This window comes from Streptococcus mitis (assembly GCF_026782865.1).
GTDB classification, from domain to species: Bacteria; Bacillota; Bacilli; order Lactobacillales; family Streptococcaceae; genus Streptococcus; species Streptococcus mitis_CG.
The window spans coordinates 128159-144284 of the sequence record NZ_JAKUXK010000005.1 but is presented as its reverse complement, the minus strand read 5'-3'; the positions used below and the strand labels follow the sequence as shown (position 1 = coordinate 144284).

Sequence of the window (16126 nt, the reverse complement as noted above, 5' to 3'; positions counted from 1 at the left end):
GTTCTGGTAGGGCCTTTTCTTTATTCTTTTAAGTGATAAGAGTAGCTAGCGACGACGACGTCTTGGTGCCAACGAAGGGCGTATTTGAGTTTGAGACTCATCTGATTGTGCAGGATATTCTGCCAAGGTTTATTAGGGATAAACTGGGGAACGAGGACAGTGACTGTATAGTTCTTTTTCTGAGCTTCCTCGGAAATCCGTTTGACATACTTGACAGTAGGGGTGATGATGTCGCGGTAGCTGGTTTTGATGTTCTTTAGAGTAATGGTTGGGAAGTAATCAGCAAATTCTTGGAGAATTTCTTGATCTTTTTCTGCTGTCTCCTTTGTAGAAATATGCATGGCTAGGACTTCGTCACCGATACTTTGAGCGTAGTTAATGGCTCCGACGCTGACTCGGGTGACATTTCCTACTAGGACTAGAACCAGATTGCCGTCGTAAGTACGTTTTTCGATTCCTTCATAGAGTCGCAGTTGTTGGGCTACTTTTTGGTAATGACTGTGAATTGCCAAGAAGAGTAGGGTGAGAACGAGAATAATCGGGAAGAAGGGCCAGATATCACTGAGACGGAAAAAGAGCAAGATTAGTACAATCGCGTAGCAAATGATTGCCCCAAGGATATTAGCAAGAGCAGGTTTTAAGAAGTTGGCTCCTTTTTCCTTTTTCCAATGACGAATCATCCCAGTCTGAGATAGGGCGAAGGGAACGAAAACCCCGATAGTATAAAGAGGAATCAAGCGTTCGGTATTGCCATTAAAAATGAGAAGAAGAATCATAGCCCCAAAAGCCAGAGTTAAAATTCCATTGGAGTAGCCTAGGCGATCTCCTTTTTCCATAAAGAGATGGGGCATGTATTTGTTTTTAGCCATATTGTAAGCCAGCATAGGGAAGGCCGAAAAGCCAGTATTTGCAGCTACGGCCAAAATCAAGGCTGTGGAGAATTGGAAGATATAATACCCAAGGTGGCCTAAGAAGGAAGTGCCGAGGATGCCTTGAGCCATCTGTGAAAGAATAGTTTCTCCGTGTTGAGGCATAATCCCCATCCAGTAGTTTAGGAAGGTGATACCAGCAAAAAGAAAACCTAAAATCAGTGACATAATGGTCAAGGTTTGAGCGGCATTCTTTTCTTTTGGAGCCTTGAAAAAGGGAACCGCATTTGAAATAGCTTCAACCCCTGTCAGAGAGGCAGATCCGCTGGTAAAAGCTCTTAGAACGAGAACGATAGACAGGCTCGGAACAGCATGCCCAATAGGTGAAGTTGCCTGATAGCTGAGAGAACCTGTCACTAGTTGAAAGATTCCATAGAGCAAGAGAAAGACAGTGCTGATGATAAAGAGATAGACAGGAATCATCAGTGAACTGGCAGATTCTTTTAAGCCCCGTAAGTTCAAGAGCATGAGCAAGCAAACCAGAAAAATGGAGATGTGGAGGTTGTAAGGGTGAAGAGCAGGGAGAGCTGCTGTGATAGCGTCAGCTCCAGATGCAACAGATACCGCTACGGTCAGCATATAGTCAATCAGAAGACTACCTCCAGCGATCAAGCCAAGTTGGGGAGATAGATTTTCTCGAGTAACCATATATGCCCCTCCCCCTTGAGGGGAGGCATGGATGATTTGACGGTAGGAAACGGTCAGGCTAGCTAGGAGAAGGAGGACAAAGAGGCCGATAGGAAGGCTCCACCATATAGCTAGAGGAGAGAGACTAGCCAAGACGAGGACTACTTGCTCAGGTCCATAGGCGATGGAGGACAGAGCGTCGCTTGACAACATGGCCAGTGCCTGCATTTTTCCCAGTAGTCCCCCTTCGCCTTCGGTTAAGGATTTAAGAGGACGACCGATAAAGGTCTGTTTTAATTTTGTAAACATAGTTGTTTCCTTTGTTGAAAAATTCAATAAGTGTTATTATACTGCTTTGGAAAAAGAGCGTCAAGAGATGATAATGGGTTTTAGAATATTTTTTTCAGATGAGGAGAGAGGTCAGTTTTTTTGCTATAATAGTAGATAGAAAACGAGGTTAGAAGAGATGATTTTTGATACACATACACACTTGAATGTAGAAGAATTTGCAGGTCGTGAGGCAGAAGAAATTGCCTTGGCTGCTGAGATGGGTGTGACACAGATGAATATTGTTGGTTTTGATAAACCGACGATTGAGCGTGCCTTGGAGTTGGTAGATGAATATGACCAACTTTACGCGACTATTGGTTGGCACCCGACAGAAGCAGAGACTTACACAGAGGAGATTGAAGACTACTTGCTTGATAAGCTCAAGCATCCCAAGGTTGTTGCTTTAGGTGAGATTGGTTTGGATTATCATTGGATGACAGCGCCAAAAGAGGTGCAGGAGCAGGTTTTTCGCCGTCAGATTCAGCTATCTAAGGACTTGGATTTGCCTTTTGTTGTCCACACCCGTGATGCGCTGGAAGATACCTATGAGATTATCAAGAGCGAGGGAGTTGGTCCTCGGGGTGGCATCATGCACTCATTTTCAGGGACGCTTGAGTGGGCAGATAAGTTTGTCGCGCTTGGCATGACTATTTCCTTCTCAGGAGTGGTGACTTTTAAGAAAGCAACTGACATCCAAGAAGCAGCTAAAGAGTTACCTTTGGACAAGATTTTGGTAGAAACGGATGCTCCCTACTTGGCTCCTGTTCCTAAGCGTGGTCGCGAAAATAAAACAGCCTATACTCGCTATGTAGTGGACTTTATAGCTGATTTGCGTGGGATGACGGCAGAAGAGCTAGCGGAGGTAACAACTGCAAATGCAGAACGAATTTTTGGATTGGACAGCAAGTAATGAAAGAGAAAATTTCCCAAGTTATCGTGGTCGAAGGGCGCGATGATACGGCCAATCTCAAACGCTATTTCGATGTAGAGACCTATGAGACTCGAGGTTCTGCCATCAATGACCAGGATATAGAGCGGATTCAGCGCCTGCACCAGCGTCATGGGGTCATCGTTTTTACAGACCCAGATTTTAATGGGGAGCGGATTCGCCGCATGATTATGACGGCCATTCCAACAGTTCAGCATGCCTTCCTCAAACGAGATGAAGCTGTTCCCAAGTCCAAGACCAAGGGACGTTCCCTGGGAATTGAGCATGCCAGCTATGAAGATTTGAAAACGGCTCTAACTCAGGTCACAGAACAATTTGAACATGAAAGTCAGTTTGACATCAGTCGTAGCGACTTGATTCGCCTTGGTTTTCTAGCAGGGGCAGATAGCCGTAAGCGCAGAGAATATCTGGGAGAGGCTCTCCGAATCGGCTATTCTAACGGCAAGCAACTCCTCAAGCGCTTAGAGTTATTTGGGGTTACCTTGGCAGAAGTGGAAGAAGCTATGAAATCTTATGAGAATGGTTAAGCAGACCCCAAATGTAAGGGGAATGTGTTACAATAGTAGTAACAGATAATAGAAAAGAGAATAGATGAGAATTGCAGATTATAGCGTGACCAAGGCAGTGCTGGAGCGTCACGGTTTTACCTTTAAAAAGTCCTTCGGGCAAAATTTCTTGACGGATACCAATATTTTACAAAAAATCGTGGATACGGCTGAGATTGATGATCAGGTCAATGTTATTGAAATTGGGCCAGGAATTGGTGCCTTGACGGAGTTTTTGGCTGAGCGTGCGGCTCAAGTCATGACCTTTGAGATTGACCACCGTTTGGTGCCAATTTTGGCAGATACTTTGCGTGATTTTGATAATGTAACCGTAGTCAACGAGGACATTCTCAAGGTCGATTTGGTGCAACATATCCAGAATTTTAAAAATCCTGACCTGCCAATCAAGGTAGTGGCCAACTTGCCTTATTACATCACAACGCCTATTCTCATGCACTTAATTGAGAGTGGGATTCCTTTTAGTGAGTTTGTGGTCATGATGCAAAAGGAAGTGGCGGATCGTATCTCAGCCCAACCTAACACCAAGGCTTACGGTAGCTTGTCGATTGCGGTTCAGTACTACATGACAGCCAAGGTTGCCTTCATCGTACCTCGTACGGTCTTTGTGCCGGCGCCAAACGTGGACTCTGCTATTTTGAAAATGGTGCGCCGTCCAGAGCCAGCTGTAGCAGTGGAAGACGAGAACTTCTTCTTTAAGGTTTCCAAGGCTAGCTTCACACATCGCCGCAAGACCTTGTGGAATAACTTGACAGGTTACTTTGGTAAGACCGAAGAAGTCAAGGACAAGCTGACCAAGGCTTTGGACCAAGCAGGCTTGTCACCAAGTGTGCGTGGGGAAGCTCTCAGCTTGGAAGAGTTTGCCAGCCTAGCAGATGCACTTAAAGGGCAAGGACTCTAAGATGCACGGACAAATTATTAAAGCCTTGGCGGGGTTCTACTATGTGGAAAGTGATGACCAGGTTTATCAGACGCGCGCGCGTGGGAATTTCCGTAAAAAAGGCCATACTCCCTACGTTGGGGATTGGGTAGATTTTTCTGCAGAGGAAAATTCAGAAGGCTATATCCTCAAGATTCATGAACGGAAAAACAGTCTGGTCCGTCCGCCTATTGTCAATATTGACCAAGCTGTGGTGATCATGTCTGTCAAAGAACCTGATTTTAACAGCAATTTGTTGGATCGTTTCTTGGTTCTCTTGGAGCACAAGGGCATCCATCCCATCGTCTATACTTCCAAAATGGATTTGTTGGAAGATAGAGGAGAACTGGATTTTTATGAACAGGCTTATAGTGACATCGGCTATGACTTTGTGACCAGTAAAGAGGAACTCCTGCCTTTGTTAACAGGAAAGATTACGGTCTTTATGGGGCAGACAGGTGTTGGGAAGTCAACTCTTCTCAATAAAATCGCACCAGACCTTAATCTTGAGACGGGAGAAATCTCAGATAGTCTGGGTCGTGGGCGCCATACCACTCGAGCTGTTAGTTTTTACAACCTCAATGGGGGTAAAATCGCAGACACACCAGGCTTTTCATCACTGGATTATGAAGTGACAACGGCTGAAGACCTTAATCAGGCTTTTCCAGAGATTGCCAGTGTCAGTCGAGACTGCAAATTCCGCACTTGTACCCATACCCATGAGCCAGCTTGCGCGGTTAAGCCAGCAGTGGAAAAAGGTACCATTGCGTCCTTCCGTTTTGACAACTACCTGCAATTCCTTAGCGAAATTGAAAATCGTAGAGAAACCTATAAAAAAGTCAGCAAAAAAATTCCAAAATAAGGAGAAACCTATGTCTCAATACAAGATTGCTCCGTCAATTCTGGCAGCAGATTATGCCAACTTTGAACGTGAAATCAAACGCCTAGAAGCAACTGGGGCAGAATATGCCCATATCGATATCATGGATGGTCACTTTGTACCACAAATCAGTTTTGGTGCAGGTGTGGTCGAAGCTCTTCGCCCTCATAGTAAGATGGTTTTCGATTGCCACTTGATGGTGTCAAACCCTGAGCATCATTTAGAAGATTTTGCGCGTGCAGGTGCAGATATCATCAGCATCCATGTAGAAGAGACACCTCATATTCATGGTGCCCTCCAAAAAATACGTTCACTCGGAGTTAAGCCTTCAGTCGTTATCAATCCTGGCACGCCTGTTGAAGCTATTAAGCACGTGCTTCACCTAGTTGACCAAGTTTTAGTTATGACAGTTAACCCTGGCTTCGGTGGACAAGCCTTTCTGCCAGAAACCATGGATAAGGTCCGAGAGTTGGTTGCTCTTCGTGATGCAAAAGGCTTGAACTTTGAAATCGAAGTGGATGGCGGGATTGATGATCAAACTATTGCCCAAGCCAAAGAAGCTGGTGCGACAGTTTTTGTAGCAGGTTCCTATGTCTTTAAGGGGGATGTCAATGAGCGAGTACAAACTCTCAGAAAACAACTGGACTAGGGTTGCGGTTTTTGCAGGAGGAGACCGCGGTCATTATCGAACGGACTTTGATAGTTTTGTCGGTGTGGATCGAGGCTCGCTCTGGGTCTTGGAAGAAGATTTGCCTCTTGCTCTAGCAGTCGGAGATTTTGATTCTGTGACGGAAGAAGAGCGACAGGTGATTCAAAAACGTGCCCAGCATTTTGTTCAAGTCCGACCAGAAAAGGATGATACAGATCTGGAATTGGCTCTCTTGACTATCTTTGAGAACAATCCTCAGGCTCAAGTTACTATTTTCGGTGCTTTGGGTGGTCGTATTGACCATATGTTAGCCAATGTCTTTCTGCCTAGTAATCCCAAGTTGGTGCCCTATATGCGCCAGATAGAGATTGAAGATGGACAAAATTTGATTGCCTATTGTCCAGAAGGGACCAGTCAGCTACATCCCCGTTCAGACTACGACTATCTAGCTTTTATGCCAGTTCGGGATAGCCAGCTGACTATTCTCGGAGCTAAGTATGAGTTGACAGAGGAGAATTTTTTCTTTAAAAAAGTGTACGCTTCTAACGAATATATAGATAGGGAAGTGTTGGTGACTTGCCCAGATGGCTATGTAGTCGTGCTGCATAGTAAGGACAGGAGGTAGGATGGAAAGTTTACTTGTTCTATTATTAATTGCCAACCTAGCTGCCCTCTTTCTGATTTGGCAAAGGCAGGATAAACAGGAAAAACATCTAAGTAAGAGCTTGGAGGATCAGGCAGATCATCTGTCAGACCAGTTGGATTATCGTTTTGAACAAGCCAGACAAGCTAGTCAGTTAGATCAAAAAGATTTGGAAGTGGCTGTCAGTGACCGTTTGCAAGAAGTGCGAATGGAATTGCACCAAGGTCTGACTCAGGTCCGTCAAGAAATGACAGAGAATCTCTTGCAAACTAGGGATAAGACTGACCAACGTCTTCAAGCCTTGCAGGAATCAAATGAGCAACGTTTGGAACAAATGCGCCAAACGGTCGAAGAAAAGCTAGAAAAGACCTTGCAGACACGCTTGCAGGCTTCCTTTGAGACAGTTTCCAAACAACTGGAGTCTGTCAATCGTGGCCTTGGAGAAATGCAGACAGTTGCCCGTGATGTCGGAGCTCTTAACAAGATTCTCTCTGGAACCAAGACGCGAGGGATTCTGGGAGAATTGCAACTGGGGCAAATCATCGAAGATATCATGACACCTGCCCAGTACGAACGAGAATATGCAACGGTTGAAAACTCTAGTGAACGAGTGGAGTATGCCATCAAGTTGCCTGGCCAAGGCGACCAAGAATATGTCTACCTGCCGATTGACTCCAAGTTTCCTTTGGCTGATTATTACCGCTTAGAAGAAGCTTATGAAGAGGGTGACAAGGACGAGATCGAACGCTGTCGCAAGTCACTCTTAGCAAGCGTCAAGCGCTTTGCCAAGGATATCAAGAGCAAATACATAGCACCGCCTCGGACGACCAATTTTGGAGTTTTGTTTGTTCCGACAGAAGGTCTTTATTCAGAGATTGTTCGCAATCCGGTCTTCTTTGATGATTTGAGACGGGAGGAGCAGATTATTGTCGCAGGTCCAAGTACCCTGTCAGCCCTTCTCAATTCCCTATCAGTTGGCTTCAAGACTCTCAATATCCAAAAGAGTGCCGACCATATCAGCAAGACTCTTGCCAGTGTCAAGACCGAGTTTGGCAAGTTCGGTGGCATTCTGGTTAAGGCACAAAAACATCTCCAACATGCCTCTGGCAATATTGATGAATTATTAAACCGTCGCACCACAGCTATCGAGCGGACGCTCCGTCACATTGAGTTGTCAGAAGGTGAGCCTGCGCTTGATTTACTCCATTTCCAAGAAAATGAGGAAGAATATGAAGATTAGTCACATGAAAAAAGATGAGCTGTTTGAAGGCTTTTACCTAATCAAGTCAGCTGACCTGAGGCAAACTCGAGCTGGGAAAAACTACCTAGCCTTTACCTTCCAAGATGATAGTGGCGAGATTGAAGGGAAACTCTGGGATGCCCAACCTCATAACGTTGAGGCCTTTACCGCAGGTAAGGTTGTCCACATGAAAGGACGCCGAGAAGTTTATAACAACACCCCTCAAGTCAATCAAATTACTCTCCGCTTGCCTCAACCTGGCGAACCCAATGACCCAGCTGATTTCAAGGTCAAGTCGCCAATTGATGTCAAGGAAATCCGTGACTACATGTCTCAAATGATTTTTAAAATTGAAAATCCTGTTTGGCAACGGATTGTCCGAAAGCTCTACACCAAGTATGATAAGGAATTTTACTCCTATCCAGCTGCCAAGACTAATCACCATGCCTTTGAAACGGGTTTGGCTTATCATACGGCGACCATGGTGCGTTTGGCAGATGCTATTAGCGAAGTCTATCCTCAGCTCAATAAGAGCCTGCTCTATGCGGGAATTATGCTGCATGACTTAGCTAAAGTCATTGAGTTGACGGGACCAGATCAGACCGAATACACAGTTAGAGGCAATCTCCTTGGGCATATTGCTCTAATTGATAGCGAAATTACCAAGACAGTTATGGAACTCGGTATCGATGATACCAAGGAAGAAGTCGTTCTGCTTCGTCACGTCATCCTTAGTCACCACGGCTTGCTTGAGTATGGAAGTCCAGTCCGTCCACGCATTATGGAGGCAGAGATTATCCATATGATTGACAATCTGGATGCAAGCATGATGATGATGTCAACAGCTCTTGCTTTGGTAGACAAAGGAGAGATGACCAATAAAATCTTCGCTATGGACAATCGTTCCTTCTATAAACCAGATTTAGATTAATAATTTAAGAAAAACGAGCATTTTTTAGGATAAGAATGTTCGTTTTTTTATGTGAATATGGTATAATAGATAAAATATCAAAATTAAATGAAGTAGGAAATAGAAATGAAATTAAGAAGAAGTGATCGGATGGTTGTCATTTCCAACTATTTGATTAATAATCCTTATAAACTAACTAGTCTCAATACTTTTGCTGAAAAGTATGAATCTGCTAAATCATCCATCTCAGAAGATATCGTCATTATTAAACGCGCCTTTGAGGAAATTGAAATCGGTCGTATTCAGACTGTGACTGGGGCTGGTGGAGGTGTCATCTTCACACCATCAATCTCAAGTCATGATGCCGAGGAAATGGTTGAGGACTTGCGTGCCAAGTTGTCAGAAAGTGACCGTATCTTGCCAGGTGGTTATATCTACCTGTCCGATTTACTTAGCACACCAGCTATCTTGAAAAATATTGGTCGCATTATTGCCAAGAGCTTTATGGACCAAAAAATTGATGCAGTTATGACAGTAGCGACTAAGGGTGTTCCACTTGCAAATGCAGTTGCCAATGTCCTCAATGTTCCTTTTGTTATTGTGCGCCGTGACCTGAAAATTACCGAAGGTTCAACTGTCAGCGTCAACTATGTATCAGGTTCAAGTGGTGACCGCATTGAGAAAATGTTCCTTTCAAAACGTAGTCTCAAGGCAGGCAGCCGTGTCTTGATTGTGGATGACTTCTTGAAAGGCGGCGGAACTGTCAACGGGATGATCAGTCTCTTGCGTGAGTTTGATTCAGAATTGGCAGGTGTAGCGGTCTTTGCAGACAATGCCCAAGAAGAACGTGAAAAGCAGTTTGACTACAAGTCACTCTTGAAGGTAACCAATATTGATGTCAAGAACCAAGCCATCGATGTTGAGGTTGGCAATATCTTTGACGAAGACAAATAAGAGATAGAACTAAAGGTTGGAACGATTGTCCCAGCCTTTCTTTGCAAATAGAATAGAAGGAAGCTTATGAAGACACCATTTATAAATAAAGAAGACTTAGAAGCGATTGTTGCCGAGTTCCCGACTCCCTTTCACTTGTATGATGAGAAGGGGATTCGTGAGAAGGCAAGAGCCGTCAACCAAGCATTTTCGTGGAACAAGGGCTTTAAGGAATATTTTGCAGTTAAGGCTACTCCAACCCCAGCTATCTTGAAAATTCTCCAAGAGGAAGGGTGCGGTGTGGACTGCTCTAGTTATGTGGAGCTTTTGATGAGCCATAAGTTGGATTTTCCAGGTTATGAGATCATGTTCTCTTCAAACAACACGCCAGATAAGGAATACGCCTATGCGCGTGAATTGGGTGCGACCATTAACTTGGATGCCTTTGAAGATATTGAACATCTAGAGCGAGCAGCAGGTATTCCAGAAATCATCTCTTGTCGTTACAATCCTGGAGGCGTTTTTGAGCTAGGAACAGATATCATGGACAATCCTGGAGAAGCCAAGTTTGGCATGACCAAGGACCAGCTCTTTGAAGCCTTTGCCATCTTGAAGGAAAAAGGAGCTAAGACTTTTGGGATTCACTCCTTCCTAGCGTCCAATACCGTGACCCATCTTTATTATCCAGAGTTGGCTCGTCAGCTTTTTGAATTGGCTGTTGAAATCAAGGAAAAGTTGGGCATTTCGCTAGACTTTATCAATCTTTCTGGCGGCATTGGTGTCAATTATCGTCCAGACCAAGAGCCGAACGATATCGCCTTGATTGGTGAGGGAGTTCGTAAGGTGTATGAAGAGGTTCTTACACCAGCAGGTCTTGGTCAGGTCAAGATTTTTACCGAATTGGGTCGTTTTATGCTAGCCCCTCACGGTGCTTTGGTCACAAGAGTCACTCATAAGAAAAAAACCTACCGTACTTATCTGGGTGTGGATGCATCAGCAGTCAACCTCATGCGTCCAGCTATGTATGGAGCCTACCACCATATTACTAACGTGACCCATCCAGATGGACCAGCTGAAGTGGTAGATGTGGTCGGTTCACTCTGTGAAAACAATGATAAATTTGCAGTGAATCGTGAACTTCCTCATACAGAAATCGGTGATTTGCTGATAATTCATGATACAGGTGCCCACGGTTTTTCAATGGGCTACCAGTACAACGCCAAACTTCGTTCTGCGGAAATCCTTTATACCGAAGAAGGTAAAGCTCGCCAAATCCGCCGTGCAGAGCGTCCTGAGGACTATTTTGCAACCTTGTATGGCTTTGATTTTGAAGAATAAAATGATAAATAATTGAAAATGAAATTGAAAAACAGATTGCTTTCTAAAAAATAGGCAAAAATCTTGTTTTTCCTTCAAGTCATGATATAATAAAACTATAAAACGTTTTCAAGGAAGGTAACGATATGTCTGAAGAAACAATTGATTATGGACAAGTGACAGGAATGGTGCATTCGACAGAAAGCTTTGGGTCAGTAGATGGGCCTGGTATTCGCTTTATTGTCTTTTTGCAGGGCTGTCACATGCGTTGCCAGTATTGCCACAACCCAGACACTTGGGCTATGGAGTCCAATAAATCACGTGAACGGACGGTAGATGATGTCTTGACAGAAGCCTTGCGCTACCGCGGTTTCTGGGGAAATAAGGGTGGGATTACAGTCAGTGGAGGAGAAGCCCTCTTGCAGATTGATTTCCTGATTGCTCTCTTTACCAAGGCCAAAGAACACGGAATCCACTGTACCTTGGATACCTGTGCCCTTCCTTTCCGTAATAAACCACGTTACCTTGAAAAATTTGACAAACTCATGGCTGTCACTGACTTGGTTCTCTTGGATATCAAGGAAATCAACGAAGAACAGCACAAGATTGTCACTAGCCAAACCAATAAAAATATCTTGGCCTGTGCCCAGTATCTATCAGATATTGGAAAACCTGTCTGGATTCGCCATGTGCTAGTTCCAGGATTGACAGATAGAGATGATGACTTGATTGAACTTGGTAAGTTCGTCAAGACCCTTAAAAATGTGGATAAGTTTGAAATTCTACCTTATCACACCATGGGTGAGTTCAAGTGGCGTGAACTGGGAATTCCATATTCCCTCGAAGGGGTTAAACCACCAACAGCAGATCGCGTCAAGAACGCTAAGAAACTCATGGATACCGAAAGTTATCAAGACTATATGAAACGTGTACATGGATAAAAAAGAAGCCTGATGGAAACATCGGGCTTTTAAGTTTACACAAATCTAGATAGTTAAATGAAACAAAATTTTAAATCTTTTTTACTCTCTAAATTCTGAAAAAAATCCGAAAAAGAATGTGTAAGATATAGTTACTTTTAGAAATATTAAATAGAATAGGAGAACATCTATGGAACAAAGTATTACCATTAAACATTTATGTAAGTCGTATGGCCAAACTCAAATTTTAAAAGATATTTCTTTTGAAGCAAAAGCAGGTAGAGTGACTGCTTTCCTGGGTCCAAATGGAGCTGGTAAAAGTTCAACATTACGTATTTTATTAGGATTAGACAAAGCAACATCTGGTCTTACCAAAATTGGAGATCAAACTTATAAGGAATTAAAATTTCCTCTAAAGACTGTAGGAGCTTCATTTGACAGTGTAGGTGCTCCTGATGATCGGACTGTTTATCAACATTTGAAAATTGTTGCTGCTAGTAATGGGATATCCAGTCAGCGAATTGATCAAATCTTGGATATGGTGGATATTAGCCATAAGAAAAAATCTAAAATTGGGAAATTATCATTAGGAGAAGGACAACGATTAGGAATTGCAACAGCTCTATTAGGAAATCCTCAATATCTGATATTGGATGAACCAACTAATGGGTTGGATCCAAGAGGAATTCGGTGGTTTAGAGAGTTTATAAAAAAACAAGCTCAAGAAGGAAAGACAGTCTTGCTATCATCTCATATATTATCGGAAGTGGAAGCAGTAACAGATGATGTAGTTATCATAAATAAAGGAAAAGTTCTTATAAAAGGCACTTTACAAGAAGTGATGAAAAATCTTTCTTCACTAGAAGAAGTCTTCTTTAGTTTAACAGAGGGAGGAAAGTGACATGGCACTTATATACTCTCTTCATTCTGAAATATTGAAATTGCTTTATAGGAGAGCTACTCATGTTGTATTATTCTTGATACTGGTATTTCAAACGTTTTTAGCAAATATTGGTGCTTCTCAAATTGTTTCAGTTGGTATCCATGCTACACCAGAGACAAATCCAGAATTAGCAGAAGCTATACCTTCTATTGAATTTTTAGGTTTTGATGTCACTTTATTTGGTGTTTTTATTATGATTATCCTAGGCTCAATTTACGGAGCCGCGGAGTATAAATGCTCTGCTATTCGTACAAGTCTCCTCTCTATTACAAATCGGAGTACTTTCCTAGTTTCAAAAACATTAGTTTGGCTTGTATTTTCTTTTTTCATTTCCTTTCTATCAATATTCCTGACGATTAACATGACACATTATGTTTTAGGACAAGATGGCTTATTGCTTTTTTCACTAAATGGAACAGTTTGGTTCTATATATTTTTAGCCAGTATAGCTTGGACTTTGTTGGGACTTCTAGCCTATATTATGGCTTTGACATTTAAAACAGCCATTGTTCCTCTATTATTTTTGCTTCCCCAAGTCTACAGTTTAGGAACATTCTTAGCAAACTATATATCGGTTGCAAAATTTCTTCCAGTTGCATTGGGGCAAGGATTGATTGCTACATCTCCTCAAATTTTAGAACATAATAGTTTACAACATATTTTACTTTTACTTTGTTGGAGCCTCTCATTCTTGGCTTTAGCAATCTACCGATTACTTAAGTCAGATATTGGAGGAGGTGAATAAGTTGAAAGAGCAACTTAAAAGTGAGTATCTCAAGTTTATGATGAATCCTTGGCACTGGTTGGTTATAGGTGCTCTATTACTGTGTGTTCCAGCGTTAGTTATTTTTTTAAATAATAAGCCAGACCAGTTGACTCTACAGTTTGTTTTGGAACAGCTACTGCAAAGTCTATATTTAGGACAGGCAGGTTTCGTTAGTCTAGCGGTTCTATTTATAGGTCAAGAATTTACAGGTTCTAGCCTTCGTACCAGTTTTCTTACCTGTCCAAATCGTTTGAAATTTATAATATCTAAACTAGCTATTCTATTATGTATTGAAATTATCCTATTGGTCGCTGTAATATCATTATGTATACTACTCGCCCAAGGATACTACAATATCAATCTTTTGAGCGATATTAAACATGTTCTAACAATTCTATTTCCAGCTTGTATTTCTATTCTAACCTTCGCTCTTTTAAGTGGTATTTTTGTATTTATTTCCCAGTCTTTTATCTTAATTTTGGGAATAAGTTTATCCCTTTTATTGGGGTTGGGGCAAATGTTATTACAATTCAGTTCTTTTTTTAGAAATTTACCATTACTAGCTAGTATGAATTGTTTTTATACCTATCCATTGTCTCTTTATTATCCAGTGTGGCAAGGCTTAGGGATACAAATAGTTTGGTTATTAATTGTTTTTCTATTTGCTACACTGATACTTATAGGAAGAAATGTAGGCTAAAGACAGGGGATATCCTGTCTTTTTCTCGGTTAGTGCTATAATATAGTTAGGAGGGTGAGTTATGGCTTATAAAATTTTGGTTGTAGATGATGATCTTGCTATTCTTCGCCTAATAAAAAAAGTACTAGAATATGAAAAATATGAAGTAGTTATACGAAATAAGATAGAAGAGATTGATCTTTGTGATTTTACAGGCTTTGACTTGATTCTATTAGATATTATGATGCCTGTTAGTGGTTTAGAGATCTGTCAGATGATTCGCGAACAGATAACTGTTCCTATCTGTTTTATAACTGCCAAGGATATGGATGAAGATTTAGTAGCTGGAATTAATGCAGGTGCTGATGATTATATTATGAAGCCCTTTAGTATGCAAGAATTGTTAGCACGTGTTAAAATGCACTTACGTCGTGAAGAACGGATTAAAGGAAATGTTCATCAAATAAAGATTGGGAAGTTTATACTATATACGAATAGTAAGGAACTGTTTGTAAACGATGATAAGATTGCTCTGACAAGGAGGGAATTTGACATAGTGAATCTTTTGGCAAGCAACCCAAGTAAAATATATTCTATTGAGGAAATTTATAATTATCTATATCCACAAAGTTCAGAAGCGCTTTTACGTTCGGTTTCAGAGTACATTTATCAAATTCGTCAAAAGCTGAAACCTTATCAATTAAATCCAATTAAAACCTTATACGGTGGAGGATATCAATGGGTAGAATCAAAAGTTTTAGACAATTAATTCGAGAAACCTGTTGGAGAATTATTTGGCAGTTTAGTCTTGGCTTACTAATGGCCTATCTTATTCCCTTAGCTTCAGTATCTATACAAATAAATGAAGATGGGAAACCTTTAAACAATAGTGGTCTTCTATCAATCTTTTTGAATGTGTCATCATGGATATATATTTGTGTTTTATTGATTATTCTAATAAGTTATCACATTGGAAAATTGTTGAAAAAACTGAGTTATGAAATGACTTTGATTTATGAAAATAATATATGGTTAGAGCGGGAATGTACAGAAAGATTAACGGTTAAAGAATTTCGTGAGACAGGAAATCGGATTATTGTGATGCAAGATAGAATTCGACAATTAATAATTGATGAGAAAGAACAGAAAGAAGCTTTGATGTTTCAGGTTTCAGCAGCTTCTCATGATTTAAAGACTCCCTTAACCATTATTAAGGGGAATGTGGAATTTTTGCAGACGATAACTGAAAGCAACCAATCTCAAGAATGCTTATCAGATATAGGAAGAGCTAGTCAACAGTTACTAGATTACTTCAATCAATTGATTCACTATTCTAAAACCTATTATGATGATGAGACAGGTTGGACGGAGTATTCCTCTTCAGATTTTATTAATGAATTAGAGAAAGAAGTCTCTTTTTTGATAAAAAATCAGATGAAGTTTTCTTTTGAACAGAATGTGAACGGAACTGAAAACTATTATATAAATCCATCTCTTCTGATTCGTGCAATACAAAATATTTTAACAAATGCTTTGGAATACGCCGATAAACAGAATCCTAAAATTAACATTAGGGTAGAGCAAGAGGGGAAGGAATTGAAAATAGGTATATGGAATAATGGTTCGGAATTTCCAGATGAAGTTTTAAATAATTTTGGAAAGCTCTTTTATCGTATGGACAAAGCTAGATCGGTTAAAGAGCAACATTATGGTATTGGACTTAGTTTTGTATGTAGAGTTGCAAAACTACACAAAGGCCGAGTTGAGCTTAGAAATAGAGACGAGGGAGCAGAAGTTTTAATAACTGTGAATTGTATTAAATCATAGTGATTTACTTGTTAATTATGATTGAATATGTTTTATATGTGAGCTTTTAAACTATTTAACTTTTTTGACTAGTATAAGATGTAACGGTAGATAATAAAAACG

The 16126-nt window shown here is 41.2% G+C and carries 17 protein-coding genes; 16 read left to right on the top strand and 1 reads right to left on the bottom strand.

Annotated elements, in window-relative coordinates; genetic code table 11:
• Nucleotides 1–20: 20 nt before the first annotated feature.
• Nucleotides 21–1865, bottom strand: a complete 1845-nt coding sequence (locus tag MK482_RS04505; protein WP_268718105.1) for an APC family permease — start codon at nt 1863–1865, stop codon at nt 21–23.
• 157 nt (nt 1866–2022) lie between these two features.
• Between MK482_RS04505 and MK482_RS04500 the strand changes: the two genes are divergently transcribed.
• The 16 genes from MK482_RS04500 (at nt 2023) to MK482_RS04425 (ending at nt 16024) form a co-directional block, all read left to right on the top strand.
• On the top strand, nt 2023–2796 hold the full coding sequence (locus tag MK482_RS04500) for a TatD family hydrolase (protein WP_268718104.1): 774 nt from the start codon (nt 2023–2025) through the stop codon (nt 2794–2796).
• Nucleotides 2796–3362, top strand: coding sequence for a ribonuclease M5 (rnmV, locus tag MK482_RS04495; protein WP_268718103.1), 567 nt, complete (start codon nt 2796–2798; stop codon nt 3360–3362). Before MK482_RS04500 ends, rnmV begins: the two co-directional genes overlap by 1 nt.
• Before the next feature lie 64 nt (nt 3363–3426).
• Nucleotides 3427–4299, top strand: coding sequence for a 16S rRNA (adenine(1518)-N(6)/adenine(1519)-N(6))-dimethyltransferase RsmA (gene rsmA / locus MK482_RS04490; protein ID WP_268718102.1), 873 nt, complete (start codon nt 3427–3429; stop codon nt 4297–4299).
• 1 nt (nt 4300) lies between these two features.
• Nucleotides 4301–5179, top strand: coding sequence for a ribosome small subunit-dependent GTPase A (gene rsgA / locus MK482_RS04485; protein WP_268718101.1), 879 nt, complete (start codon nt 4301–4303; stop codon nt 5177–5179).
• 10 nt (nt 5180–5189) lie between these two features.
• The gene (gene rpe / locus MK482_RS04480) at nt 5190–5846 is read left to right on the top strand and encodes a ribulose-phosphate 3-epimerase (protein ID WP_268718100.1); all 657 of its coding nucleotides are present in this window, start codon (nt 5190–5192) and stop codon (nt 5844–5846) included.
• Nucleotides 5809–6471 carry a thiamine diphosphokinase gene (locus MK482_RS04475; protein ID WP_268718099.1) on the top strand — a complete coding sequence of 221 codons (663 nt, stop codon included), beginning with the start codon at nt 5809–5811 and terminating at the stop codon, nt 6469–6471. The genes rpe and MK482_RS04475 overlap by 38 nt, the downstream gene beginning before the upstream one ends.
• A gap of 1 nt (nt 6472) precedes the next feature.
• Nucleotides 6473–7729: a DNA recombination protein RmuC gene (gene rmuC, locus MK482_RS04470; RefSeq protein ID WP_268718098.1), complete on the top strand. Its 1257-nt coding sequence runs from the start codon at nt 6473–6475 to the stop codon at nt 7727–7729.
• Nucleotides 7719–8660 (top strand): 3'-5' exoribonuclease YhaM family protein, encoded by a 942-nt coding sequence (locus MK482_RS04465; RefSeq protein ID WP_268718097.1) that lies wholly within the window; start codon nt 7719–7721, stop codon nt 8658–8660. The genes rmuC and MK482_RS04465 overlap by 11 nt, the downstream gene beginning before the upstream one ends.
• 105 nt (nt 8661–8765) lie before the next feature.
• A complete protein-coding gene (gene purR / locus MK482_RS04460; protein ID WP_268718096.1) occupies nt 8766–9593 on the top strand; it encodes a pur operon repressor in 828 nt (275 codons plus the stop codon).
• A 66-nt stretch (nt 9594–9659) separates the two neighbouring features.
• Complete coding sequence (locus tag MK482_RS04455) at nt 9660–10910, top strand: diaminopimelate decarboxylase (RefSeq protein ID WP_268718095.1); 1251 nt, start codon at nt 9660–9662, stop codon at nt 10908–10910.
• A 125-nt stretch (nt 10911–11035) separates the two neighbouring features.
• Entirely contained in the window at nt 11036–11830 is a 795-nt protein-coding gene (gene pflA, locus MK482_RS04450) for a pyruvate formate-lyase-activating protein (protein ID WP_001288286.1), read from the top strand.
• A 169-nt stretch (nt 11831–11999) separates the two neighbouring features.
• Nucleotides 12000–12710, top strand: coding sequence for an ABC transporter ATP-binding protein (locus MK482_RS04445; RefSeq protein ID WP_268718094.1), 711 nt, complete (start codon nt 12000–12002; stop codon nt 12708–12710).
• A 1-nt stretch (nt 12711) separates the two neighbouring features.
• Nucleotides 12712–13497 (top strand): ABC transporter permease, encoded by a 786-nt coding sequence (locus MK482_RS04440; RefSeq protein ID WP_268718093.1) that lies wholly within the window; start codon nt 12712–12714, stop codon nt 13495–13497.
• Nucleotide 13498: 1 nt separating this feature from the next.
• Entirely contained in the window at nt 13499–14218 is a 720-nt protein-coding gene (locus MK482_RS04435) for an ABC transporter permease (RefSeq protein ID WP_268718092.1), read from the top strand.
• Nucleotides 14219–14279: 61 nt separating this feature from the next.
• Complete coding sequence (locus MK482_RS04430) at nt 14280–14966, top strand: response regulator transcription factor (protein ID WP_261021835.1); 687 nt, start codon at nt 14280–14282, stop codon at nt 14964–14966.
• The gene (locus MK482_RS04425) at nt 14936–16024 is read left to right on the top strand and encodes a sensor histidine kinase (protein ID WP_268718091.1); all 1089 of its coding nucleotides are present in this window, start codon (nt 14936–14938) and stop codon (nt 16022–16024) included. Before MK482_RS04430 ends, MK482_RS04425 begins: the two co-directional genes overlap by 31 nt.
• Nucleotides 16025–16126: the final 102 nt, after the last annotated feature.

Coding starts and splice junctions, on each gene's coding strand:
- MK482_RS04500 (WP_268718104.1), top strand. CDS start 2,023: ATGATTTTTGATACACATACACACTTGAATGTAGAAGAATTTGCAGGT.
- MK482_RS04465 (WP_268718097.1), top strand. CDS start 7,719: ATGAAGATTAGTCACATGAAAAAAGATGAGCTGTTTGAAGGCTTTTAC.
- rsmA (WP_268718102.1), top strand. CDS start 3,427: ATGAGAATTGCAGATTATAGCGTGACCAAGGCAGTGCTGGAGCGTCAC.
- MK482_RS04475 (WP_268718099.1), top strand. CDS start 5,809: ATGAGCGAGTACAAACTCTCAGAAAACAACTGGACTAGGGTTGCGGTT.
- MK482_RS04425 (WP_268718091.1), top strand. CDS start 14,936: ATGGGTAGAATCAAAAGTTTTAGACAATTAATTCGAGAAACCTGTTGG.
- rnmV (WP_268718103.1), top strand. CDS start 2,796: ATGAAAGAGAAAATTTCCCAAGTTATCGTGGTCGAAGGGCGCGATGAT.
- MK482_RS04430 (WP_261021835.1), top strand. CDS start 14,280: ATGGCTTATAAAATTTTGGTTGTAGATGATGATCTTGCTATTCTTCGC.
- pflA (WP_001288286.1), top strand. CDS start 11,036: ATGTCTGAAGAAACAATTGATTATGGACAAGTGACAGGAATGGTGCAT.
- rsgA (WP_268718101.1), top strand. CDS start 4,301: ATGCACGGACAAATTATTAAAGCCTTGGCGGGGTTCTACTATGTGGAA.
- rmuC (WP_268718098.1), top strand. CDS start 6,473: ATGGAAAGTTTACTTGTTCTATTATTAATTGCCAACCTAGCTGCCCTC.
- rpe (WP_268718100.1), top strand. CDS start 5,190: ATGTCTCAATACAAGATTGCTCCGTCAATTCTGGCAGCAGATTATGCC.
- MK482_RS04455 (WP_268718095.1), top strand. CDS start 9,660: ATGAAGACACCATTTATAAATAAAGAAGACTTAGAAGCGATTGTTGCC.
- MK482_RS04440 (WP_268718093.1), top strand. CDS start 12,712: ATGGCACTTATATACTCTCTTCATTCTGAAATATTGAAATTGCTTTAT.
- MK482_RS04445 (WP_268718094.1), top strand. CDS start 12,000: ATGGAACAAAGTATTACCATTAAACATTTATGTAAGTCGTATGGCCAA.
- MK482_RS04505 (WP_268718105.1), bottom strand. CDS start 1,865: ATGTTTACAAAATTAAAACAGACCTTTATCGGTCGTCCTCTTAAATCC.
- purR (WP_268718096.1), top strand. CDS start 8,766: ATGAAATTAAGAAGAAGTGATCGGATGGTTGTCATTTCCAACTATTTG.